Origin of the sequence: Leifsonia tongyongensis (assembly GCF_010686705.1) — a bacterium.
Classification (GTDB): domain Bacteria; phylum Actinomycetota; class Actinomycetes; order Actinomycetales; family Microbacteriaceae; genus Diaminobutyricibacter; species Diaminobutyricibacter tongyongensis.
Genome location: NZ_JAAGWY010000002.1, coordinates 113,255 through 135,829, shown reverse-complemented (window position 1 = coordinate 135,829; position 22,575 = coordinate 113,255). Strand labels below are relative to the sequence as shown.

Here is a 22,575-nt window from a genome sequence, read left to right as displayed (position 1 = left end):
GAGAAACCCATGGCCAGGGACATCGTCTCGAAACCGCCGCGCATCCGTCCCCGCGTCGGTCACATCTCACCGTTCGCGCACGTGCTCGTGTACCTGCTGCTGCTCGGCATGATCACGGTCGACTACATCCTCCTCGCCCAGGCGCTCACGCTGCTGCTGCGCAACGACAGCCAGTACGGCTCGATCGGCCTGCAGATGTACGTGATCACTTTGGGCATCTCGCTCGCCGTGGTGGCACTGCCGCACATCGTCGCCATCCTGATGCGGCGCATCCAGGCGGGAGTGATGTCGCGGCGCTGGTCGATCCTCGCGATCGGCCTGATCATCGTCTGGGTGGCCGTGCTCGCGGCCATCACGATCGCCCGGATCAAGGCGGGCATCGACGCGCAGAACGCCGGCGGGCTCTCCGGGCTCGTCGGAGGATCGACGTCGACCGGCACCACCGGCTTCTCCTGGTCGGCGCCGGACACGATCATGGCGTTCCTGATGCTCGGCGTCCTCGCGACCTCCGGCGCCGTGAGCTTCATCGTCGCCTGGCTGACGACGCGACCGCTGCTCAGCGCCGCCGAGAAAGCCCATGCGCACGCCGACAAGCTCCGCAGCTATCGCGACCAGCTCATGGGCGAAGCGGTGCAGGCCCGCGAGGCGACGCAGCAGGCGCAGCAGCTGGACCACCAGGATGCGGTGCGCTACACCGGCGCGCGCATCACGTTCGCCGCCCGCGTCGACCTCCTCCGCGCCCAGCTCGCCACCCGGCTCGCGCAGCACGAACGCGACCCCGAGAGCACCAGCCAGATCATCCGCGAGCTGCGTGCGCGGCGGATACCCGAGATCCCCGAGACGCCGGGGACTCCCGAAGTCGCCCCGAGCGTTCAGCCGTCGCAGCTGACCGACTGACCTGCTGACCGACCGAAAGGACCCTATGCTCATCCGTCGACTCGCCCGAGCCGGCTTCGCTGTCGCCACCGTTCTCGCGATCGGCGGCGGTCTGACCGCCTGCGCATCCGCGACGGCGGCCGGCGCGGCCTGCGACCAGTCTCAGAAGCGCAACATGGGCGTGGTCGCCGGCAGCACGGCGAATGCGCCGGCGACCACACTGGCGTCGTCGGCGGTCGCACAGCTGGCGGCCGTCGGAAAGAGCAACGGCAGCGTGACGGTAGTCGTCCCGTCCGGCACGCCCCGGGTGATGGGGACGACGCTGGTCGGCTCCACCGCACAGGATGCGATCGTCTGCCAGAACGACCAGCGCAACAAGCTCAGCCAGATCACCGCGTACATCAACGGTCTGAAGGCGACGACGCCGCAGGTGGACTTCCTCGGCTCGATCGACCGCGCCGCACGCAACCTCGGTTCGAAGCCGATGGGCGTCCTCGTCGTGGGTAGCGGACTGCAGACCACCGACCCTCTCGACTTCGCGACCAGCGGCGTCCTGTACGCCGACCCCGCCCAGGTCGTCAGCGACCTGAGGTCGCGCAACCTCCTGCCCTCCGACCTGAAGGGCGTCACCGTCTACTGGTCGGGGATGGGCGATGTCGCGGGTTCGCAGACCCCGCTCACCATTCCGGCGCGCAGCAACCTCATCGCGATCTGGACCGCGATCGTCAAGGCGGCGGGCGGAACCCTGTCACTGCTGCCGGAGCCCGCATCCGGAACCGCCGTGAGCGGGCTTCCCGCCGTGTCGACGGTTCCGGTCGAGTCGGTGCAGACGAAGACCGACTGGACGCATCCCATCGTCATCCGCAACAGCGACCTGCTGTTCGTGAAGGACACCGCCACCTTCTCCGACCCGGCCAAAGCACAGTCGGTGCTCGCCCAGCTGGTGCCGTCGATCGAACAGAACGGCCAGGTGGTGACGATCACCGGCACCGCGTCGAAGGACCAGGCGACGAACAACGCTCGCGACCTCGCGCTGTCGCAGCGCCGGGCGGATGCGGTCAAAGCCGCTCTCGTACAGCTCGGGGTTCCCGCATCCCTGCTGCAGACCACCGGCGTGGGGTTCCAGTGGTGCGGCTGGAAGAGCGAGACGGATGCGAGCGGCGCCTATTCGGATGCTCTCGCCGAGCAGAACCGCTCGGTCATCCTCACGTCTCCCGGCGTCGGCCTCTGCGGCTGACCGCTGCCGGGCGCCGAGCAGCCGAGCAGCCGAGTGTCACCGTTGGCGTCGAGAGTGACCATTCCGCCGATGACATTCGGCCGAAACGGTGACATTCGCGACGCCGCGAACTCGCGCCGCTCAGCCGCCGACCCAGAACCCCCGGCCGCCGAACCACTCGCCGTAGTCGCTGCCGAAGTCCGCATCCGGGGCTGACGCGCGCGAGCCGAGGTAGGAGCTGACGACGGCGGCTCCCAGGTCGTCGAGTTCCGGCGCGACCACGCGCCCGGAGACCCGCCGGGCCATCGACGCCGTGAACCGGGCCAGCCCGGGGTCGTCGCCCAGCCGGAAGAACGTGGTCTGCGCGCCGAGCCGCCCCGAATTGTCCAGCTCTTCGAACGTGCGCATGATGGTGCGCGGATGCGGCGGGTACGAGAAGCTGACCGAGCCGTCCGGCTCCAGGTGCGATGTCGGCTCACCGTCGGTCACGATCAGCAGCACCGGCTGCGCGTTGGGATGCTTGCGGAAGTGCCGGTTCGCCAGCAGCAGCGCGTGGTGCAGGTTGGTGCCTTTGTCCCACATCGCGTCGAGCGCCGTGAGCTGTTCGATCTCCATCACCTCGGCATGCCGTCCGAACGCGATGAGCTGCAGGTGGTCGCCACGGAAGCGCGACCGGATGAGCGTGTGCAGCGCGAGCGCCGTGCGCTTCATCGGGATCCACCGGTTGTCGAGCGCCATCGAGAACGACGTGTCCACGAGGAGTGCGACCACCGCCTGGGTGCGCGCTTCGGTCTCCTGCACCTCGATGTCGTCCACGGCGACGAGCCGGCCGCCTCCCCCGTCCCCGGCGCGACGACGCACGCCGTTCAGGATCGTGCGCGGAATGTCCCACGGCTCGGTGGCGCCGAACTCCCAGGCGCGGGTCGCGCCCGAGCTCTCGCCGGCCGCCCCCGCCTGGTGGAGTTCCCGCTGGCCCTGCCGACCCGACATCCGGTTCGCGATGTCCTTCAGCAGGGTCTTGCCGAGCTGGCGCATGGCCTTCGGTGTGAGCTTGAGCGCTCCGGCCGAATCACGCCGCAGCGTTCCGCTGTCGCGGAGGGTCTTCTCCAGTTCGCGCAGGGTGCGCGCCGACACGGCAGCGTCGTCGCCCAGTTGCCGCGACAGGGTGTCGAGGTCGATGTCGTCCATCCGGGCGCCGCGGTACGACTGCGACAGCTGCTCGGAGAGCTCGTCGAGGTCCGCGAGATCCTGCAGCACGCCGGTGCCGTCGCCCAGGCCCAGCGATTGCTCGCCGTCGAACCGCTGCGATCCGCGCCAGTCCTCCCCCGGCCGCAGCGCCTGGAGGTTCGCGTCGAGCTGCGAGAGCGACTGCATCAGTTCGGGGGTGCCGAACGCCTGCGCGGAGAGCTGCATGAGCTCGTCCCGCTGTTCCTGCGTCATCGAGTTGAGCATCCGCTGCGCTGCAGCCGAGCGCTTCGCGAGGGAGTCGATGAGCTCATCCACATTCTGCGGGTTGTCGGGGAAGAACTGCCCGTGTTTGCTCATGAAGTCGTCGAAGTCCTGCTCGGTGTCCTCACCGAGCCGGTGCTTCTCCAGCAGGCTGTTCAGGTCGGTGAGCATCTCGTTGATGGCGGCGCGATCCTCGTCGGTCGCGTTCTCCATCGCCTCCTTCATGCCCTCGAACCGCTGGTCGAGCAGTTCGCGGCCCATCAGGTCTTTGATCTTCTCGTAGTCGGCCCTGGCCTGGGGGGATCTCCAGTCGTAGTCGCTCAGCTCGGTCACCGCCGCGGCGGTCGACGCCGGCAGGTTCTCGAGGCGCATCTCGGCGAAGGCGCGCTCGTCGTCATCCATCAGCGCATCGCGTGCGAGCTGCTTGCGTTCCTCGAGCACCGCGTGGTCGAGGAGTTTCTTCACCTCGTTGAGCGTGCCGTCGAGGTTGTGCCTGCGCAGCAGGTCACGCCGGCGTTCGGCCACCCGGCGCGCCAGGTCGTCGAGTCCGGTCTGGTTACGGCCGCCGCGACGGAGGAACTCGTTCATCGCCCGCTCCGGCGAGGTGCCGCCCATGACGGACTCGCCGATCGCATCCAAAGCTTCGGCGATGTCGACGGGCGGCGCGAGCGGATCCCCGCCGTCGTACCGCCGGAAGTGGGTGCGCCCCCTAGCCATAGACCGTCTCGATCCCATCCGTGTCCTTGCCGACCTTGCGGGCGAGGTAGAGGCCCTCGAGCGCGAGTTCGATCGCCGCCGCGATCTCACCCGATCCCACCGCTTCGAGACGATCGGCGATGTCGTCGTAGAGCTCGGACTCGCCGAGCACGGGAAGCTCCGACAGGAACTGCCGCGCCGTCACCTGCTCGCCCGTCGTGACCATGGCGCCGTCCTCGATCGCGGCGACCAGGGGCCCGAAGTCGAGGCCGGCGAAATGCTGGCGCACCGCATCCGCCGTCGCCGTGCGCAGCAGATGCGTGAGCACTTCGGATTCGCGGCCCTCTTCGCCGGTCTCGAACTCGATCTTGCCGGCGAGCACGTCGACCGCCGCCTGCAGGTCGACCACGCGCGCGACGGCCTCGTCCTCACCCTGCGTCGTCGCGCGATGCAGGGCGGCAGCCGCGATCGTCTCGGCGCCGGCGATCGCGAACCGGGCGCTCACCCCGCTGCGCTGGTCCACCGACGACGACTCGCGAAGGTTGCGGGTGAAACGCGCCAGGATCTCCACCAGGTGGTCGGGCACGTCGGCGACCAGGTCGGCCTCCTGACGGATCACGGCCACCTCCGCCTCCAGCCTGGTCGGGTAGTGCGTGCGGATCTCCGCGCCGAACCGGTCTTTGAGCGGCGTGATGATGCGCCCGCGGTTGGTGTAGTCCTCGGGGTTGGCGCTCGCCACGACGAGGACGTCGAGCGGCAGGCGCAGCACGTAGCCGCGCACCTGGATGTCGCGCTCCTCCATCACGTTCAGCATGGCGACCTGGATGCGCTCGGCGAGGTCGGGCAGTTCGTTGATGGCGACGATGCCGCGATGGCTGCGCGGGATGAGGCCGAAGTGGATGGTCTCCGGGTCGCCGAGGGAGCGGCCCTCCGCCACCTTCATCGGGTCGACGTCGCCGATGAGGTCGGCGACGGACGTGTCCGGTGTCGCGAGCTTCTCCACGTACCGTTCGTCGCGGTGCCGCCACGCGACCGGGAGCCGGTCGCCGAGTTCGAGCGCGCGACGCTGCGACTCGTGCGTGATCGGATCGTACGGATGCTCGCCCAGTTCCGCCCCCGCGATCACCGGGGTCCACTCGTCGAGCAGTCCGCCGAGCGTGCGCAGGATGCGGGTCTTGCCCTGGCCGCGCTCGCCCAAGAGCACGACGTCATGGCCGGCGAGGAGGGCGCGCTCGAGCTGCGGGATGACCGTGGACTCGAAGCCGTGGAGACCGGGCCACGGATCGTCCCCGGCCCGCAGTTTCGCCAGCAGATTGTCGCGGATCTCGACCCGCAACGGCTTCTGGAGGTGGCCGGAGGCACGCAGCTCTCCTACCGTCGTGATATTGGGAGCCTGAGTCGCCGTCGTCGTCACCTTTTCAGGCTAAACCCGCGCAGAGGCGATTGGTCCGGACTCAGCGAAAAGGGAGCATCCCGAAACCTGCGCGCCATCTGCGCGGGTGGCCGCGTGCCCGCCAGGTCGGGACGTGCCCGCCACGTCGAGCGGGCGGGCACGTCCCGACCTGGCGGGCACGCGGGAGGCAGACGCCTACAGGGCCGGCATCTCCTTGAGCACGATGTCGGGGAGCCGGATCATCCTGAACGACAGGCCGAGCCCGATGAGCCCGGCCGCGAGCGGCACCAGCAGCGCGATCTGGAGCGCGAGCGGCCGCGCCTCCGTGTTGATACGGATCACTTCGGCTTTCACGTCGGCCGGCTGGCCTTCCAGCAGCGTGGCGAGCTGGGTGTTGCTCATGACCTCGGCGTCGTGTTCGAGGGTCTGGACGATCTGCTGCTGCTCCGCCTCCGGCAGCACCGTGCTGGACGTCGTCAGGTTCGTGAAGATGGGCACGAGGGCAGCAAGCAGGATCGCGCCCGCGAACGCGAGGCCGAACGAGAGCCCGAACGAGCCCGCGGCCGAGTTGACGCCCGCGGCTTCGCTGACCCGCTCATCCGAGATCGGCGACAGCGTGTAGTTGTTGAGCTGCGACACCATGAACCCGAGCCCGGCACCCGAGATCACGAGCGGCACGAGCAGCCACCAGCCGGAGTCCGCGCGCGGCACGATGGGGATGAGGATGACCAGCCCGAGGCACAGCAGCGCGAACCCCCAGCGGATGAGCACCACGGGTCGGCGACGCCCCGCCCGCCTTCCCGCGAGGGCAGCGATCGCGAACATGGTCAGCGACAGCGGCGCGATCGACAGCCCCGCCTGCAGAGCGTTGTATTCGAAGACCATCTGCAGGTAGATCGGGAGCACGATCATGGTGCCGCCGAGGGCGATCTGCTGCAGCATCTGCTGCGAGATCCCGAAGCGGAAATGCTTCGATGAGAACAGTCCAGGGTCGAGGAGCGTCGCCTTGCCGAGCCGTTTGCGCCGCCGGAGCCAGAAGACGAGCCCGACCAGCCCGAGGATGCCGACCGCGAGCAGCGCTCCGACCGACCCGACGCCTTCCTGCCACGCGAGGATGGAGAGCACGATCCCGCCCATGCCGACGACCGAAAGCAGCGAACCCACCCAGTCGACCGCTCGCGACCCGGTGTACGGCACATCGTGCACGAGTTTGATGCCGATGAGCACGATCGCGATGATCACGGCTTCGAGCAGGAACGCGATACGCCACGACAGGAACGTGGTGATGAAACCGCCGAGCAGGGGTCCGACGGCGGCGGCGATGGCGGCGGATGCCCCCACGAGCGCATACGCCCGCGTCTGGCCGGTGCCGTGGAAGTTCCCGTGGATGAGCGACTGCATCGCCGGCAGGAGCAGGGATGCACCGAGGCCGCCGATCACCGCCCAGAACACGATGATCGCGAGGATGCTCTGCGCGAGCGTCATCGCGATGGCGCCCGCCGCATACCCCAGGAGCCCGAGCACGTAGGCGCGTTTGCGCCCGATCAGGTCGCCCACTTTGCTTCCGATGAGGATGAACGCGGCCGACACGAGCGCCTCGAGCGCGATCGCCGACTGGACACTGCTGACCGTCGAGTGCAGGTCGTGCACGACCGCGGAGATCGAGACGTTCATGATCGACGTGTCGACCACGAGCACGAACATCGCCATCGCGAGCAGCAGCGCCAGCCGCCCGTTGAAGGCCGCGGTCTTGTCAGTGGCGTCGGCCTGTTCCTCGGTCACCGCCGGCTCCTGCCCGCTCCGGGATTGCCGTGCATCCCCTCACCCTAGGGTCGGCGCGGCTGCCGCGTCGTCATCCGTTCCGGGTGATGCCGGTCAGCTGGGCCGGGGCGTGCCGAAGCAGTCACCAGCGAACCCGCCAGTTCGGTACGTGCCGGCCAGCTCGAGGTGGCGGGCTTGTCCCGACGTGGCGGGGATGTCCGAGTGCCGCCCGTGGGAGGGCTAGCTGGCCACCCAACAATCGGCACGTAGGATGAATCTCATGACTCGGCCGGCACGCTCACTAGTGCTTTTCCTACTTGTTCTGCCCGCCTTCTTGGTCGGTTGCGCGGCTGTCGGTAGTCAGTCACCCGGTGCAGAAAGCCAAGCGGCAGCGATCAACCCCTTGGCAACCTATCCTGCGCCGGCTACCGGCATGGATGCGCTTCTCAGGGGCACGCTTCGACTCTCGAACGGGTGTGTGACCGTTGAGGGGACCGACGGATCTCTCGCGGTGCCCGTGTTTCCATCGGGCGACGCATCCTGGCACGATGGCGTCCTGACATGGCAAGGGCACGAATACCGCGAAGGCGACTCGGTTGAGTTCGGCGGCGGAGGTGGCGTGCCGTCGAAGATCCAATACCTCCCCGAAGGCTGCGGCGACCATCAGACATGGTTCGTAGGTCCTTAGGGTTCGCCTGGTGCGCGGAGCCGGATGGTGAAGCGCTAGACGTACCAAACGGGCACAATCGCGACGAACCCGCCAGTTCGGTACGTGCCGGCCAGCTCGAGGTGGCGGGCTTGTCCCGAAGTGGCGGGGACGGGCGGGGACGTGGCGGGGATGCGGCGGGGACATGGCGGGGACGCGCCCAGGACGCAGCGGGGCGCGCCCGCTAGTCGAGCTTGGGCAGCAGGTGTACGGGGATCGCGATCGACAGCGCGATCGAGACGATCCCCAGGAAGAAGACCAGTCCCTGCCAGGCCGGCAGGGTCGTCGCATAGCCGAGCACGACGATTCCGCCCAGGAAGAGGACGAACGAAATGATTACTGCGATGCCTGTTCTCATGGGTCACGCCACCTCCGGTGCGGCCGGGGCCGCTTCGTCTCGTGTCTTGATGGTGTCGGCTGGATCCTGCTGGCGCCGGCTGGCGAACAGGAATGGGATGCCGATCAGCTGGATCGCCCCGCCGATCACGAATGATGTTCCGTACCCCCACACGTCTGCTGCGCGGCCGAGGGCGGGCTGGATGAACACCCCGCCCAAGCTGCCGAACAACGATTCGAACGACAGCACCGTGGCACGCTGCTTCGAGGGGATCATGTCGTTGATGTAGGACTGCTGTATCGGCCCCGCGACCGCGAAGACGAAGCCCCAGATAACCAGGAACACCACGGCCAGCCAGAACAGGCTCGTCACTCCGAGCACCACGAGGGCGACGACGCTGGCGATCGAGGCGCCGATGATCGTGCTCGTGCGACGGGCGAACAGCCTGCGCACGCGTGATGCGAGCATTCCACCGGCGACCTGCGACAACGACAGGATCGCAGCAGCGAGACCGGCGATCGAGTACGCCGTCTTGTCGCCGTACAGCTGGAGCAGGTAGGGCTGCAGAGCGTAGAACGCGTAGATGCCGACACCGGATGCGAACGGCGCCGCCAGGATGATGTATCGCACGGAGCGCTTCTTCAGGCCGTGCTCGATCGACATCGCCAGGATGTTCCTGGTCGCCTTGATCGGACCCCTCGACTTGTCGGGCGTGAACCCGAGGTCCTTCATCACGAACGCAGCGAAGACGAGCATCACGACGAGGATCCCTGCACGGATGAGGAAGGGGACCCCGAGGTTGGTCGCCTGCGCGATCACCCCGCCGAGCACGGAGCCGGTGAACATGGCTATGCCCGTGACCACCAGGCCCCGGCCGAAGACGGTTTCGAGACTGCCGGTGTACTGGGTGAAGGTGAGCGCATCCACAAGCCACGCATCCACGGCTCCCGAGAAGAAGGTGAAACCCAGCCCGAGCAGGATCGAGACGATCGCCCACCACACGAACGGCGCATGCATGAGCCAGAGCATCCAGTACAGCCCGGTCGTGACCGAGAGCGTGATGGTGCCGAGCAGGTAGGACGCCTTGCGGCCGATCGTGTCGGCAACCACCCCGGTCGGGATCTCGAAGATCACCATTCCCGCGGTGAAGAAGGCGTTGGCGGCGAATGCCTCGAAATTCGTCAGCCCCGCGTCGAGGAGGAAGATCGTGTTGATGCCCCAGATGAACGAGGCCGCGAGGGTGTTTCCGAGGAGGAGCGTCAGGTAGATGCGCTGCACACGACGGGATGCCGGGTTCATGACCCGGCACCGTTCGCGGCGTCGCCTTCATCCACGAACCCATCATCGACCCGATCGGGTGCTGAGGGCTAGGGTTCGGGGACTACCGTTGAACCATGACGCCTCCGGATACAGCGCCCAGCGAGGCAGACACTGCCAGCGACGCGATCACCTTCTCCGAACTCGGATTGAGCGAGCCGACGCTCAGAGCGCTCAAGGATGTCGGGTACGAGACCCCGTCGGCCATCCAGGCCGCGACCATCCCCCTGCTGCTCGCCGGCCGCGACGTCGTCGGCCTCGCGCAGACCGGCACCGGCAAGACGGCCGCCTTCGCGCTGCCGATCCTCTCGCGCCTGGACACGTCGCAGAAGGTCCCGCAGGCGCTGGTCCTCGCGCCGACGCGCGAACTGGCGCTGCAGGTGTGCGAGGCGTTCGAGAAGTACGCCGCCCACATCCGGGGCGTGCACGTGCTCCCGGTCTACGGAGGCCAGGGCTACGGCGTGCAGCTGTCGGCGCTGCGTCGCGGAGTCCACGTCGTGGTCGGGACCCCGGGGCGCATCATGGATCACCTCGAGAAGGGCACGCTCGACCTCTCCGAGCTCAAGTACCTCGTGCTCGATGAGGCCGACGAGATGCTCAAGATGGGATTCGCCGAAGACGTCGAGACGATCCTCGCCGACACCCCGGACGACAAGCAGGTCGCCCTTTTCTCGGCCACCATGCCCGCGCAGATCCGCCGGATCTCGAAGAAGTACCTGCACGACCCTGAAGAGGTCACGGTCAAGAACAAGACCACGACCTCGGCGAACACCACCCAGCGCTACCTGATGGTGTCGTACCCGCAGAAGGTCGACGCGCTCACGCGCATCCTCGAAGTGGAGAACTTCGAAGGGATGATCGTCTTCGTCCGCACCAAGAACGAGACGGAGACGCTCGCCGAGAAGCTGCGCGCTCGCGGCTATTCGGCGATGGCGATCAGCGGCGACGTCGCCCAGGTCCAGCGCGAACGCACGGTCGAGCAGCTCCGGTCGGGCAAGCTCGACATCCTGGTGGCGACGGATGTGGCGGCGCGCGGCCTCGACGTCGAACGCATCAGCCATGTGGTCAACTACGACATCCCCATCGACACCGAGTCCTACGTCCACCGCATCGGCCGGACCGGTCGCGCGGGCCGCAGCGGCGCCGCGATCAGTTTCGTGACTCCCCGCGAGCGCCGCCTGCTCTCGGCTATCGAGAAGGCGACCCGGCAGCCGCTCACCCAGATGCAGCTGCCCACAGTCGAGGACGTGAACGTCACTCGCCTCGCCCGCTTCGACGATGCGATCACCGAGGCGCTCAACCAGGAAGAGCGCATTTCGCGTTTCCGCGACATCATCGGTCACTACGTCGAGCACCACGATGTGCCGGAGGCCGACGTGGCGGCTGCGCTCGCGGTGGTTGCACAGGGCGAGGAGCCGCTGCTGCTCTCGGCCGACGACGCACTCGCGCGCCGTGTCGAACGCGATGACCGCTCACGGGATGACCGGCCGGATCGTTCCGACCGCGGCGCACGCGATGACCGCGGGGCTCGCGGCGGACGGACCGAGCGTCCCGAGCGTCCCGAGCGCCGCACACGGCCGAGCAGCGGCCCGATGGCGGCGTACCGCATCGAGGTCGGCCGCCGCCAGAAGGTGGAGCCGCGCCAGATCGTCGGGGCGCTCGCCAACGAAGGCGGACTGAGCCGGGAGGATTTCGGGGCGATCAAGATCCTGCCCGACTTCTCGCTGGTGGAGCTTCCGGCCGACCTGCCCGGCGATGTGCTCGACAGGCTCCGGGACACCCGGATCAGCGGCAAGCTCATCGAGATCCGTCCCGACCGGGGCCGGGGAGGTCGCCGGGACGACCGGGACGACCGGCCACCGCGCAAGCCGCGCACCGGCAACTGAGCGCTGGCGATTCGGCTGTGGCAAATGCACGGCAACCATTGACACGCGGGCCTGTCGAGAATTGAATACTCGGCGTCGGCTCGGACTCCACCAGGATCCGGCCCCGTTGGTGACTGCCTGAAGCGTAAACCCGAGGCACCAGGCATTGCGGGGATTCCTCCGACCTGCCAGAAATCAGGTAATGATGCCTCGGAAGCTCTTCGTCCTCATCGCCGCCGCCGCCCTCGCTGTCGCAGGGTTGGGAGCCGCCCAGACCGCGACCGCGGCTCCGCCGCCGCCGGTTCCGGCCTCCCCCGACTTCGGACCGAACGTCATCGTCTTCGATCCGAGCATGCCGCAGAGCCAGATCCAGGCGACTGTGGACAGCATCGCGGCAACGCAGGTCGACAACGAGATGGGGACGCAGCGCTACGCGCTCCTGTTCAAGCCGGGAACCTACGGTTCGGTCACGCATCCGCTGGTCTTCCAGGTCGGCTACTACACCGAGATCGCCGGCCTCGGACAGTCCCCCACCGACGTCACGATCAACGGCGAGGTGAACGTCTTCAACCGCTGCCTCTCGGCGAACAACTGCATCGCGCTCGACAACTTCTGGCGCTCGATGTCGAACCTCACCATCAACCCCGTCGGCGGATCCGGCTGCCGCACCAACACCGAGTTCTGGGCGGTGTCCCAAGCGGCGCCGCTGCGCCGGGTCAACGTGAGGGGCAACCTCACCTTCATGGACTACTGCACCGCCGGGCCGCAGTACGCGAGCGGCGGCTTCCTCGCCGATTCGCAGACGAGGAACATCGTCAACGGTTCGCAGCAGCAGTTCCTGACCCGCGACAGCAGCATCGGAGGGTGGTCGAACGGCGTCTGGAACCAGGTCTTCTCCGGAGTGACCGGGGCGCCGGCCCAGTCCTTCCCGACGCCGCCGTACACGACACTCGCCACCACCCCGGCCAGTCGTGAGAAGCCGTACCTGTACGTGGATGCGGCCGGCGCGTACAACGTGTTCGTCCCGGCCGCCCGCACCGACTCATCGGGACCGACCTGGACGGTCGGCCAGACCCCCGGGCGATCACTGCCATTGAGCAGCTTCTACGTGGCCAGGCCGTCGGACACGGCCAAGGCCATCGACAAGCAGCTCGCCCGCGGGAAGAACCTGCTGCTGACACCCGGGGTCTACAACGTCGACCGCAGCATCCGCGTCAACCACCCGGACACGATCGTCCTCGGGCTCGGTGTTGCGACCCTGACGGCTGTCGACGGTGCGATTCCGTTGACCGTCGGCGATGTGGGCGGCGTCGACATCGCCGGGCTGATGATCGACGCGGGTACCGTGAACTCGCCCGCGCTGCTTCAGCTGGGCACCGGGCACGGCGAGCGGGGCGACCACGGCGCGAACCGGGGCTCCGGGCCGACCGCACTGCAGGATGTGTTCTTCCGGGTCGGCGGCCCGCACGCCGGCAAAGCGACCGTGAGCCTGGTCGTGAACAGCAGCAACGTCATCCTGGACGACATCTGGGCGTGGCGCGCCGACCACGGCACGGGCGTCGGCTGGACCACGAACACCGCCGACACCGGCGTCGTGGTCAACGGCGACGACGTCACAGCGACCGGGCTGTTCGTCGAGCATTACCAGAAGTACAACGTGATCTGGAACGGGGAGAACGGAAAGACCGTCTTCTTCCAGAACGAGCTGCCCTACGACGCGCCGAACCAGGCCGCCTGGCGGCACGACGGGGTATTCGGCTGGGCCGCCTACAAGGTCGCCGACAACGTCACGACGAACCAGCTGTGGGGCGGAGGCTCGTACATCTTCACGAACGTCGACCCGACGCTGCACGCCACCCGCGGCTTCGAGGTGCCGGTGAAGCCGGGCATCCAGCTCCACGACCTGCTCACCGTCAACCTCGGCGCCGGCACACTGGATCACGTCGTGAACGACACCGGTGGCGCGGCCACCACCGCGCACATCGGCGTTCCCGTCTACGTCGTCTCTGGTCCGTAAGGGATCGGGGCCGTAGCGGAAACGGCGGGCGCACGGCACAGTCAGCCGTGCGCCCGCCCTCGCTGTGCCTAGCTGGGGAGCGAGCGCGGCAGCCCGAACGACGGCAGCACGCTGCTGTCAAACCGGGTGATCCCGCTGACGCCGTCGTTTCGGAACTCGAGCACGACGAGACCCGTGCCGTGGCGCATGCCGCCCGCGTTCGAGTGGGAGTACATCGCGAACGCAGGCTGCCCGTTCGCGCGGGTGGGAACGAGGTCGTAGATCCGGCCGGGGCGCATGATGAGGCCGAAGAACCGGCCGACGGCCTCCCGCCCCAGGTACTCGAGGGCCATCGGCGGCATGCTGAGCCGCACATCCGAGGTCAGGAGGGCGACTACCTCGTTCACGTCGCCCGACGTGTAGGCGCGCGCCCACTCCGCGACGAGTGCCCGCTCCTCCGGCGAGCCGGCCGCGAGCATCCGCGCCTGTCCGTCCCGGTCAGGGAGGTCGCGGCGCAGGCCGGCGCGTGCGCGCTTGAGGGCGCTGTTCACGGATTCGACACTCGCGTCGAGCATGTCCGCAACCTCTGCGGCGCGGAAACCCAGCACGTCGCGCAGGATGAGCACGGCGACCTGGCGTGGCGGCAGGATCTGCAGCGCCGTCACGAACGCCAGCGAGATGGATTCGGTCTGTTCGTAGTGCACTTCGGGCCCGAGCGGCACGTCCACACCGTCGAGAAAGCTGTCGGGGTACGGCTCCAGCCAGACGATCTCGCCCATCCTCGAGGGCTCGGGCGGTTCGATGTCAGGAATGTCCCACTCCTTCGCCGCGCGACGACCCGCTGCACGACGCGCGTTCAGGCAGCGGTTGGTGGCGATCCGGTACAGCCAGGTGCGGAGCGACGACCGCCCTTCGAAGCCGCTGAGCCCCTGCCAGGCGGTGAGGAGCGTGTCCTGGAGCGCATCCTCGGCATCCTGGACCGATCCGAGCATCCGGTAGCAGTGCACCTGCAGTTCGCGGCGGTGCGGCTCGACCAGCTCGCGGAACGCCTCACCGTCGCCCGCCTGCGCCCGGGTGATCCGTTCATCCGCGACCGTGCTCATCCGCGTGCCACCCTCCCTGAACTGCCTACCCGTGTACAGACACCGGCCACGACCGAAACTGGGCGGTCGCCCCGCGCCCAGTTCTCCGGATGCACGGTGTCTGCATCTTCGACGACTCGGATGATCCGAGGGTACGTCACCGACGGGGAGGAGACCAGAGATGCTGCTCGACAACAAGATCGCCGTGGTGTACGGCGCAGGCGGCGCCATCGGGAGTGCCGTGGCGCGCGCGTTCGCCGCCGAAGGGGCGGACGTGTTCGTCACCGGGCGGGTCCTGGCGCCCGTCGAACGGGTTGCCCGCGACATCGCCGCGGCAGGCGGGTCAGCCCACGCGGCCGAGGTCGACGCGCTCGACGAGCGGGCCATCGACGTGCACCTCCGATCCGTCGTCGATGCGGCCGGACGCGTCGACATCTCGTTCAACGCGGTCGGCGTGCCCACCTCGACGTTGCTGGGCGTTCCGCTCGCCGACCTCGACGCCGAGAGCTTCGTCCGCCCGATCACCGCGTACACGACGAGCTATTTCCTGACCGCCCGGCTCGCGGCTCGGCGGATGCTCTCCCGAGCCTCCGGCGTCATCATGACCGTCTCCGCACTGCCCGCACGCACCGGCACCCGCCTCAACGGCGGCTACGGACCAGCTCAGGCCGCCAAGGAGGCGATGACCCGCGACCTGTCGGCCGAGTTCGCACCGGCGGGCATCCGCGTCGTCGGGATCCGGCCGCACGGCATCCCCGAGACCGAGACGATGCGGCACTCATACGAGTCCAAGCCGCCCGGGATGACCTGGGAGGAGTTCGAAGGCTGGCTGGAGGGGATGACCCACCCCCGGCGCACCATGACGATCGACGAGGTCGCGAACGTCGCGGCGTTCGTCGCATCCGACCGGGCGAGCGGGCTGACCGGAACCATCGTCAACCTGACCATGGGAAGCCTCGACGACTGATCCGCCGTCGCCTACTGCAGCAGGATCTTGAGGATCATCACCATGGCGCCCAGGCTCGCCGTCGCGAGCGACCCGAGAAGGTGCCCATACCAGGGGATGCCGCGCTTCGAGAACGCCACCCAGCCGACTCCGCCGAGGATAACCACGCCGGAGAGCAGCGCCGCCCAGTAGGCGTTCTGTCCCGCGCGGAGGCCGTTCACCCCGACCAGGAGGATGAACAACGGGGCGGCCGCCGCCAGCAGCAGGCCCTTCGCGCGGTGCAGCGCAAGGCGCACGGAGACACGGAGATGGATGGGCTCGTCCGGCTCGCGCCCCTCCGCCGCAAGCGCCTGCACGAAGACGTCGGTGGCCCAGAACACCAGCACGCTGACGGCGGTGATGGTGAACACGTTGACGAGACCGCGACTTTCGTCGGCGACCGAGATGACCACACTCACCAGGACCGTGCCCGAGACGAACTGGGGCGTGACGATGTTGCGCCGGGCCCAGGAAGCCCGCCGAGGATGCCCTTCCGGGTGCTGAACCGGCGGGATCTTCCAGCCGTCCCGTGCCGCCATGAGCCCCAGCCTAGAACGATGGGGCGGCGCGTCTCACCCGGTTCAGGTGATGCGCGCGGCGCGAACGTCGTGTGCGATGAGAGCTGTCCACCACCGACCCCGAAACGAAGGAACCATTATGGCTGACTCGAACGGCGCCCCTGTCCTCGACCTCCTCGCGCAGATGACGGCCGACTCACTGGCGGCATCCACACTCGACCCGGAGACCCTGATGCTGGTCCGCATCGCGGCACTGGTCGCGGTCGACGCACCGCCCGTGTCGTATTCGCTGAACATCGGTGCGGCCAGCGATGTCGGGCTCGACGCGGATGCGGTCCGGGGCGTCCTGCTCGCGATCGCCCCCATCGTCGGAACCGCTCGCGTCGCCGCGGCGACGGGCAACATCGTCCAGGCCCTCGCGGTCGAGATCGAGCTCGCAGCCGAGGCACTGGCCGACCTCGACGACGAATGAGTCGACTTGGCAGTTGTGGTTGTCTTACGTCGATCAGAGCAGCCACGACTGCCAACTCGTCGCTGGGACGCGTGGAAGATCGCGGGTGACGCTCACTCGGCGCGGGAGAACTCCGACGCTCGGGCGACCTGGTCGGCCGTCAGGCGGACGCCGGTGTAACGCTCGAACTGGCGCGCCGCCTGCAACGCGATCACCTCGGCTCCGGTGATCAGCCGCTTGCCGGCGGCGCGCCCGGCCGCGATCAGCGGCGTCTCCGACGGGAACGCCACGACGTCGAACACAGTGGATGCGCGCTCGATGTGCTCGGGGCCGAACGCCAGCACGTCTTCCGCGTCCCCGCGCATCCCGAGCGGCGTCACGTTGACGAGCACGTCGAAGCCGGGAGCCGGGTCATCCGCCACCCAGGCGAAGCCGTAGCGCCCGGCAAGAGCCGGGCCGGCCTCGGGATTGCGCGCCACGATCGTGAGGTCGTCGAAGCCGGCGTCGCGGCATGCTGCGACGACGGCTGACGCCATCCCGCCCGACCCGCGCACCAGCACGCTCTGACGCGGGTCGACCTGATGCTCGGCCAGCAGCTGCGCGACCGCCTCGTAATCCGTGTTCGACGCCGTCAGGACGCCGTCGTCGTTGACGACCGTGTTCACGGACTGGATGGCGGCGGCCGACGGCTCCATGACGTCGACCAGCGGGATGATCGCCTCTTTGAACGGCATCGAGACCGAGCATCCGCGGATGCCGAGCGCGCGGATGCCGCGCACCGCCCCCTCGAGATCGGTCGTCGTGAATGCCTTGTAGATGAAGTTGAGACCCAGTTCGTCGTACAGGTAGTTGTGGAATCGCGTGCCGATGTTGCTCGGCCGTGCTGCGAGCGACATGCAGACCTGCATGTCCTTGTTCAGGATGGGCATGCCCCATCCTTTCAGGACGCCGGGGTCTGCAGGGTGACCGTGGTCGTATGGGTCTGGCCCTCGCGCAGGTACGTGACGGGCACCTTCTCGCCCGCCTTCGTCGTCATCACCGTCTGCGTGAGGATGTCGACGCTCGTGGCTGCGTGGCCGTTGACCTCGGTGATGACATCGCCCGCCTGGATGCCCGCCTGCGCCGACGGACCGCCTGCGACGACGGATTGGACGTACAGGCCGCCCGGCACCTTCAGGTCTTCGGCCGCGGCAGGCGGGATCGGCGCGACGGAGATACCGAACGACGGATACGTGACCTGGCCGGTGTCGATGAGCTGGGCGACGATCGCCTGGGCGAAGTCGGACGGGATGGCGAAACCGATTCCGACGCTCCCGCCGCCGGACACGCCGGATGCGTTCGGCACGGTCGCGATCGCCGTGTTGATGCCGATCAGCGACCCCTCGCACGTCACGAGCGCGCCACCCGAATTGCCCGGGTTGATGGACGCATCCGTCTGGATGGCGTTGGCGAGGATGGCGTTGTGGCCGTTGTCGCTCGGCACGGGAACCGTGCGGCCGAGCGCGCTGACGATGCCCGACGTGACGGTGCCGGAGAGCCCGAGGGGTGCGCCCAGGGCGACCACGGGCTGGCCGACCACGAGATCGGACGACTTGCCCCACGGCACCACCGGAAGCGAGGAACCGTCGTCGATCTTCAGCACGGCCAGGTCTGACCGTGGGTCGCGCCCGACGAGCTGGGCGGGAAAGTGGGCGCCGCTCGAGAGCAGCACACTGATGGCGCCCCCGGGGACGGCCGTCGAGATGACATGGTTGTTGGTCACGATGTAGCCGTCTTTGCGGATGAACTCACCTGTTCCCGTTCCCGCGCCCGACTCCCCCGCCGCCGACACCGTCACGATCGCGGGGAGGACCTCGTTCGCGACCGTGATCGCGTTGCAGGTGTTGCCGTTTCCGCTGCTGCCCGACGACGATGCCGCCCGCGTAGCGCCGAGGCGGCCGACTCCCCAGCCGAGGAGTCCGCCGACCACGAGCGCGACGATCACGGCGACGATCGCGATCGACCAGCCGCGCCGGCGGCGAGGACGAGTCGGTCTCGCATCCTCGGGTGTCGTGCCGGCCGGCGGCGTCGTGTCGGCCGAAGGTGTCGGCGCTTCGGGAGAAGGCCCGCTGTCGGTCATGTCCACTCCCGAGTGCTCGCGTTCAATACAGCCGGACCAATTCGGTCTACACCTTGGACACGCGGCTGGCAAGCAAGATAACGCGGCCGGTCACAGGTCGAAAAGCGGAGGCCCTCCGGTCGTTACCGACGACTCGGCGGATCGTCGGACGGCTCGAGGGGCGGCACGCCGGCGGCGAGCTCGTCGAAGACGTCCCGGGCATCGGTGTGGCGCGCCAGCGGCGCAGCCTGCCCGAGCCAGAGCGACTGGAGTTCGCCGATTCCCCGTCGTACTGCCTCCGCCCGGAACTGCCCGGTCAGCCAGTTCTGGATGGGGAACGGCGCGATGACACGGCCGGCTTCGATCGAGCGGATGGCTCTGTTCGGTAGCCCGCGCGCAAGCCGGCCGCTCATCGCGCGGGTGAGCACGCTTGCGTCGGCGGACGCCTCGGCGATCGCCTGCCGGTGCGCATCGTTGGCCGCCGACTGCCGTGTCGCCAGGAAAGCCGTACCGACCTGGACTCCGGATGCGCCGAGAGCGAAGGCCGCTCGCACACCGCGGCGATCGGCGATTCCGCCCGCCGCGACGACGGGAACACGCACCGCGTCGACGACCTGCGGGATGAGGGCGAACGTCCCGACGATCGACTCCTCGGGAACGCGCAGGAACGAGACGCGATGTCCCGCTGCCTCCATCCCGGTTGCGACGATCACATCGACCCCGCTGCGTTCGAGAGCGACCGCTTCGTCGACCGTGGTGGCGGTTCCCAGGAGGACGATCCCGCGGGCGCGGGCGGCATCGACGACCTCGGCCGGCGGGACACCGTAGACGAAACTGATCACGGCAGGCTCGCTCGCGATGACCGCTTCGAGCTGTTCCGCGAAGGTCGGCAGGAATCGGGCGGGCCGGGACGGCACGGGGATGCCCAGCTCATCGAAGAACGGGCGAAGGGCCTCGACGAACGTGTCGAATTCGGCGTCGCTGATCGCGGGTTCGTCGCCGGTGAGCCAGAGGTTGACCGCGAAAGGTCGAGCGGTGCGTGCCCGGATCGCAGCGAAGGCCTGGCCGATCCGCTCGGCGTCATAGCCGTAGAGGCCGAAAGCGCCCAGACCGCCGTACTCGCTGACGTCGGCCGTCAGCTCGGCAGACGACATTCCGCCGAACGGCCCGAGCAGCACGGGGATATCGATTCCGAGCAGCGAGGTCAGCTGATTCATGGGTGCGCCCCTCCGATCCGCACGCAGCATTCGCCTTCCGTCGGTTCGAGCCACACCTCGCGCGGTTCGGCCGACTCGTCGGTGAGGCCGCGTACGAAGGCGGTGTTCGCCGTGCAGATGAGATCCGTGTGTCGTGCCGCCAGCCGGTGGAAGGGGCAGTTCGTGAGCCGATAGCCGCCGTCGCACGCGACGGGCGCGTAGCCGATGCCCACAAGGGTGTCGACGAGCGGAACCTGGTCGCTGCCGAGCTCGTGCCCCCGGACCTCTGCCGTCTGGACGAGAGCGTCGCGCACGGGCACCCCCGTGCTGTCGGAGTACTCGGCCGCTTCGGCGAGCATGTCGCCGGCGAGCACGTATTGGCGGGCGGGAACGGATGCGGTGAGCTCGTCATTCGCTAACGAATACAGCTTCGCCGGCCGTCCGGCGCCGGGCCCGGTGCGGCCGGAACGACGCTCGAATTCGACGGTGAGTGCACCGACGTCGACGAGCCTGTCGAGATGGAATGCTGCCGTCGCGCGGGCGAGCCCGGCCTGCTCGGCGAGCTCGTCGCGCCCGAGTGCGTGGTCACTGCGGCGGACGGCCTCGAAGAGGGCTCGGCGCGAGGGATCGGCGAGCGCCGCGAGGACGAGCGTCGCCGTGTGTGTTGCGGGGTCCGTTGCGGGGTCCGCATGCAGGGACTGGCTCATGCGGTCATCCTATCTCTAAAAAAGTACATCTTGACAAAAGAAATGAAACGAACTTACGCTCAGCACAACTGACGCACACAGCCGATGGTACGAGAAGGGGGCGGCGATGTCGCTGCTGCAGGAGACAGGCGAACGGATCACGGCCTCGCTGCCCGACCGGCGCTCGGAGAACGCGGTGGCAGAACTGCTCCTCGCCCTCGGCCAGGACCTCGACGACCCCAACCTCGTGGAGACGCCACGCCGCGTCGCAGCGTCGTACCGAGAGCTGCTCCGCCGGGAAGCCCTCACCATGACGACGTTCCCCAACGAGGAGGGCTACGACGAGCTGGTGCTCGTGCGCGACATCCCCTTCACCTCGTTGTGCGCCCACCACCTGCTCCCGTTCCGCGGTGTCGCCCACGTCGGCTACCTGCCCGGGGCGCGGCTGCTCGGGCTCTCCAAACTCGCACGAGTCGTCGACCATTTCGCCCACGGCCTGCAGCTGCAGGAGCGGCTCACCGTCGAGATCGCCGACTACCTCGACGCCGAGCTCATGCCCAACGGCGTCGGCGTCGTGCTCGAAGCGGAACACCTGTGCATGTCTATCCGGGGTGCGCTTGCGCCGACCGCGCGGACGCGTACCTCGCGTTTCACCGGCGCGCTGGCCTCGCATGGCCGGGACCACTTCCTCACCGCGCTGCGCGACCGAGACTAGCGCGACCGCGACCAGAAAGTAGCAGACATGTCTACGGCGAAGCCATCCGACCCGGTTCCGACCAGGTCGTCGCGGTGAGGGAGGGCATCGGCTCATGAGTGTGACACGCGAGCTGCGCAGGGCAGGTGTGAGCATCTGGCTGGACGACCTGTCGCGGGAACGGATCCTCTCGGGGGGCCTCGCCCGGCTGATCGCCGAGCGTGATGTGGTGGGTATCACGACCAACCCGACGATCTTCGCGAACGCTTTCGCCGGCACGGGCGCCTACGAGAGCCAACTGGCCGAGCTGCACCGCGCCGGGTCGAGCCCCGCCGAGACGGCCTTCGGGCTGATGACCGCGGACGTGCGGTCCGCCTGCGACGTGCTCCGGCCGACGTTCGACGCGACGGAAGGCGTGGATGGCCGCGTCTCGATCGAGGTGAGTCCCGCGGTCGCCCACGCTCCCGCCGCGACCCTTGCCGAAGCGCACCGCCTGCGGTCGGCTGTCGACCGCGAGAACCTGTTCGTCAAGATCCCGGCGACGGCGGCGGGGATCGCTGCGATCCGCAATGCGACGGCGGCGGGCATCAGCGTCAATGTCACACTCATCTTCGGACTCGACCGCTACCGGGAGGTCGTCGACGCCTACCTGTCCGGGCTGGAGCGGGCGAAGGAGGCGGGACTGCAGCTCGACACGATCCAGTCGGTCGCATCGTTCTTCGTCTCGCGTGTCGACGTCGAGGTCGATCGGCGGCTCGAGGCCCTCGGGCGCGCGGATTCCGGGCTGGAGGGGCGCGCCGCGATCGCGAACGCGCGCCTCGCATACGAGATCTTCGAGCAGACGCTGCGCACGCCGCGCTGGCAGGCGTTGGAGGCGGCCGGCGCGAACTGGCAGCGCCCGCTCTGGGCGTCGACCGGCGTCAAGAGCGCGCGGATGCGCGACACGGTGTACGTCGAAGAGCTGGTCGCTCCCCAGACCGTGAGCACGATGCCCGAGAAGACCCTCGAGGCCGTGTGGGAGCACGGCTCGATCTCGGCCGATGCGATCACCGGAAACCTCGGCGACGCCCGGAACGTCTTCGCCCTGCTCGAGGACGAGGGGATCTCGATGGCCGACGTCGCGTCGACGCTCGAGGCCCAAGGGATCGAGATCTTCTCCGCCTCCTGGGAGCGACTGCTGGGCATCGTCGCGGCCGCCTGACCGTGCGCCGGCAGGCCGCTACGCGTGTGTCCCCGCCGGCTGGAGACGTCCC

Annotated in this window: 19 protein-coding genes; 8 read left to right on the top strand and 11 right to left on the bottom strand. The window is 68.5% G+C overall.

Annotated features, from left to right (window positions below; translation table 11 throughout):
* Positions 1-9: 9 nt before the first annotated feature.
* Together G3T36_RS08610 and G3T36_RS08605 are read left to right on the top strand one after the other, a co-directional pair.
* Positions 10-897, top strand: a complete 888-nt coding sequence (locus G3T36_RS08610; protein WP_240148416.1) for a hypothetical protein — start codon at positions 10-12, stop codon at positions 895-897.
* Between the two features lie 25 nt (positions 898-922).
* Positions 923-2,113, top strand: coding sequence for an OmpA family protein (locus G3T36_RS08605; protein WP_163289347.1), 1,191 nt, complete (start codon positions 923-925; stop codon positions 2,111-2,113).
* A 120-nt stretch (positions 2,114-2,233) separates the two neighbouring features.
* Here the strand turns inward: G3T36_RS08605 and G3T36_RS08600 are convergent, their stop codons facing one another.
* The 5 genes from G3T36_RS08600 to G3T36_RS08585 form a co-directional block, all read right to left on the bottom strand.
* Positions 2,234-4,258: a vWA domain-containing protein gene (locus tag G3T36_RS08600; RefSeq protein WP_163289346.1), complete on the bottom strand. Its 2,025-nt coding sequence runs from the start codon at positions 4,256-4,258 to the stop codon at positions 2,234-2,236.
* Positions 4,251-5,651 (bottom strand): sigma 54-interacting transcriptional regulator, encoded by a 1,401-nt coding sequence (locus G3T36_RS08595; RefSeq protein WP_163289344.1) that lies wholly within the window; start codon positions 5,649-5,651, stop codon positions 4,251-4,253. The genes G3T36_RS08600 and G3T36_RS08595 overlap by 8 nt, the downstream gene beginning before the upstream one ends.
* A 174-nt stretch (positions 5,652-5,825) precedes the next feature.
* Positions 5,826-7,340, bottom strand: coding sequence for an MFS transporter (locus G3T36_RS08590; RefSeq protein WP_163290254.1), 1,515 nt, complete (start codon positions 7,338-7,340; stop codon positions 5,826-5,828).
* Between the two features lie 941 nt (positions 7,341-8,281).
* Positions 8,282-8,455: a hypothetical protein gene (locus G3T36_RS19515; RefSeq protein ID WP_193571050.1), complete on the bottom strand. Its 174-nt coding sequence runs from the start codon at positions 8,453-8,455 to the stop codon at positions 8,282-8,284.
* A gap of 3 nt (positions 8,456-8,458) precedes the next feature.
* A complete protein-coding gene (locus G3T36_RS08585; RefSeq protein WP_163289343.1) occupies positions 8,459-9,733 on the bottom strand; it encodes an MFS transporter in 1,275 nt (424 codons plus the stop codon).
* Positions 9,734-9,828: 95 nt separating this feature from the next.
* On the opposite strand from G3T36_RS08585, the gene G3T36_RS08580 reads away from it, so the two are divergent.
* A complete protein-coding gene (locus G3T36_RS08580) occupies positions 9,829-11,637 on the top strand; it encodes a DEAD/DEAH box helicase (protein WP_163289341.1) in 1,809 nt (602 codons plus the stop codon).
* Positions 11,638-11,818: 181 nt separating this feature from the next.
* Complete coding sequence (locus G3T36_RS08575; protein ID WP_240148415.1) at positions 11,819-13,633, top strand: pectate lyase-like domain-containing protein; 1,815 nt, start codon at positions 11,819-11,821, stop codon at positions 13,631-13,633.
* A 68-nt stretch (positions 13,634-13,701) separates the two neighbouring features.
* On the opposite strand, the gene G3T36_RS08570 is transcribed toward G3T36_RS08575, so the two are convergent.
* Positions 13,702-14,715, bottom strand: coding sequence for a sigma-70 family RNA polymerase sigma factor (locus G3T36_RS08570; RefSeq protein WP_163289339.1), 1,014 nt, complete (start codon positions 14,713-14,715; stop codon positions 13,702-13,704).
* A 160-nt stretch (positions 14,716-14,875) separates the two neighbouring features.
* On the opposite strand from G3T36_RS08570, the gene G3T36_RS08565 reads away from it, so the two are divergent.
* Entirely contained in the window at positions 14,876-15,661 is a 786-nt protein-coding gene (locus tag G3T36_RS08565) for an SDR family NAD(P)-dependent oxidoreductase (protein WP_163289338.1), read from the top strand.
* An 11-nt stretch (positions 15,662-15,672) separates the two neighbouring features.
* On the opposite strand, the gene G3T36_RS08560 is transcribed toward G3T36_RS08565, so the two are convergent.
* A complete protein-coding gene (locus G3T36_RS08560; RefSeq protein ID WP_163289336.1) occupies positions 15,673-16,218 on the bottom strand; it encodes a hypothetical protein in 546 nt (181 codons plus the stop codon).
* Between the two features lie 118 nt (positions 16,219-16,336).
* On the opposite strand from G3T36_RS08560, the gene G3T36_RS08555 reads away from it, so the two are divergent.
* Positions 16,337-16,669 (top strand): carboxymuconolactone decarboxylase family protein, encoded by a 333-nt coding sequence (locus tag G3T36_RS08555; protein WP_163289335.1) that lies wholly within the window; start codon positions 16,337-16,339, stop codon positions 16,667-16,669.
* Between the two features lie 92 nt (positions 16,670-16,761).
* On the opposite strand, the gene G3T36_RS08550 is transcribed toward G3T36_RS08555, so the two are convergent.
* The 4 genes from G3T36_RS08550 to G3T36_RS08535 all read right to left on the bottom strand — a co-directional run bounded on the left by G3T36_RS08550 (position 16,762) and on the right by G3T36_RS08535 (position 20,649).
* Positions 16,762-17,577, bottom strand: a complete 816-nt coding sequence (locus G3T36_RS08550) for a shikimate 5-dehydrogenase (RefSeq protein ID WP_163289333.1) — start codon at positions 17,575-17,577, stop codon at positions 16,762-16,764.
* Positions 17,578-17,588: 11 nt separating this feature from the next.
* A complete protein-coding gene (locus G3T36_RS08545) occupies positions 17,589-18,767 on the bottom strand; it encodes a S1C family serine protease (RefSeq protein WP_163289331.1) in 1,179 nt (392 codons plus the stop codon).
* 122 nt (positions 18,768-18,889) lie between these two features.
* Entirely contained in the window at positions 18,890-19,963 is a 1,074-nt protein-coding gene (locus G3T36_RS08540) for an NAD(P)H-dependent flavin oxidoreductase (RefSeq protein ID WP_193571049.1), read from the bottom strand.
* Positions 19,960-20,649, bottom strand: coding sequence for a helix-turn-helix transcriptional regulator (locus tag G3T36_RS08535; protein ID WP_163289329.1), 690 nt, complete (start codon positions 20,647-20,649; stop codon positions 19,960-19,962). The genes G3T36_RS08540 and G3T36_RS08535 overlap by 4 nt, the downstream gene beginning before the upstream one ends.
* Positions 20,650-20,755: 106 nt before the next feature.
* On the opposite strand from G3T36_RS08535, the gene folE reads away from it, so the two are divergent.
* Positions 20,756-21,343, top strand: coding sequence for a GTP cyclohydrolase I (gene folE / locus G3T36_RS08530; protein WP_163289327.1), 588 nt, complete (start codon positions 20,756-20,758; stop codon positions 21,341-21,343).
* 94 nt (positions 21,344-21,437) lie between these two features.
* Positions 21,438-22,523, top strand: a complete 1,086-nt coding sequence (gene tal / locus G3T36_RS08525; protein ID WP_163289325.1) for a transaldolase — start codon at positions 21,438-21,440, stop codon at positions 22,521-22,523.
* Positions 22,524-22,575 lie beyond the last annotated feature (52 nt).

Bases quoted from the DNA above. Each gene is read 5' to 3' on its own strand.
- G3T36_RS08610 (WP_240148416.1), top strand. From the start codon at position 10: ATGGCCAGGGACATCGTCTCGAAACCGCCGCGCATCCGTCCCCGCGTC.
- G3T36_RS08605 (WP_163289347.1), top strand. From the start codon at position 923: ATGCTCATCCGTCGACTCGCCCGAGCCGGCTTCGCTGTCGCCACCGTT.
- G3T36_RS08600 (WP_163289346.1), bottom strand. From the start codon at position 4,258: ATGGCTAGGGGGCGCACCCACTTCCGGCGGTACGACGGCGGGGATCCG.
- G3T36_RS08590 (WP_163290254.1), bottom strand. From the start codon at position 7,340: ATGGCGATGTTCGTGCTCGTGGTCGACACGTCGATCATGAACGTCTCG.
- G3T36_RS19515 (WP_193571050.1), bottom strand. From the start codon at position 8,455: ATGAGAACAGGCATCGCAGTAATCATTTCGTTCGTCCTCTTCCTGGGC.
- G3T36_RS08585 (WP_163289343.1), bottom strand. From the start codon at position 9,733: ATGAACCCGGCATCCCGTCGTGTGCAGCGCATCTACCTGACGCTCCTC.
- G3T36_RS08580 (WP_163289341.1), top strand. From the start codon at position 9,829: ATGACGCCTCCGGATACAGCGCCCAGCGAGGCAGACACTGCCAGCGAC.
- G3T36_RS08575 (WP_240148415.1), top strand. From the start codon at position 11,819: ATGATGCCTCGGAAGCTCTTCGTCCTCATCGCCGCCGCCGCCCTCGCT.
- G3T36_RS08570 (WP_163289339.1), bottom strand. From the start codon at position 14,715: ATGAGCACGGTCGCGGATGAACGGATCACCCGGGCGCAGGCGGGCGAC.
- G3T36_RS08565 (WP_163289338.1), top strand. From the start codon at position 14,876: ATGCTGCTCGACAACAAGATCGCCGTGGTGTACGGCGCAGGCGGCGCC.
- G3T36_RS08560 (WP_163289336.1), bottom strand. From the start codon at position 16,218: ATGGCGGCACGGGACGGCTGGAAGATCCCGCCGGTTCAGCACCCGGAA.
- G3T36_RS08555 (WP_163289335.1), top strand. From the start codon at position 16,337: ATGGCTGACTCGAACGGCGCCCCTGTCCTCGACCTCCTCGCGCAGATG.
- G3T36_RS08550 (WP_163289333.1), bottom strand. From the start codon at position 17,577: ATGCCCATCCTGAACAAGGACATGCAGGTCTGCATGTCGCTCGCAGCA.
- G3T36_RS08545 (WP_163289331.1), bottom strand. From the start codon at position 18,767: ATGACCGACAGCGGGCCTTCTCCCGAAGCGCCGACACCTTCGGCCGAC.
- G3T36_RS08540 (WP_193571049.1), bottom strand. From the start codon at position 19,963: ATGAATCAGCTGACCTCGCTGCTCGGAATCGATATCCCCGTGCTGCTC.
- G3T36_RS08535 (WP_163289329.1), bottom strand. From the start codon at position 20,649: ATGAGCCAGTCCCTGCATGCGGACCCCGCAACGGACCCCGCAACACAC.
- folE (WP_163289327.1), top strand. From the start codon at position 20,756: ATGTCGCTGCTGCAGGAGACAGGCGAACGGATCACGGCCTCGCTGCCC.
- tal (WP_163289325.1), top strand. From the start codon at position 21,438: ATGAGTGTGACACGCGAGCTGCGCAGGGCAGGTGTGAGCATCTGGCTG.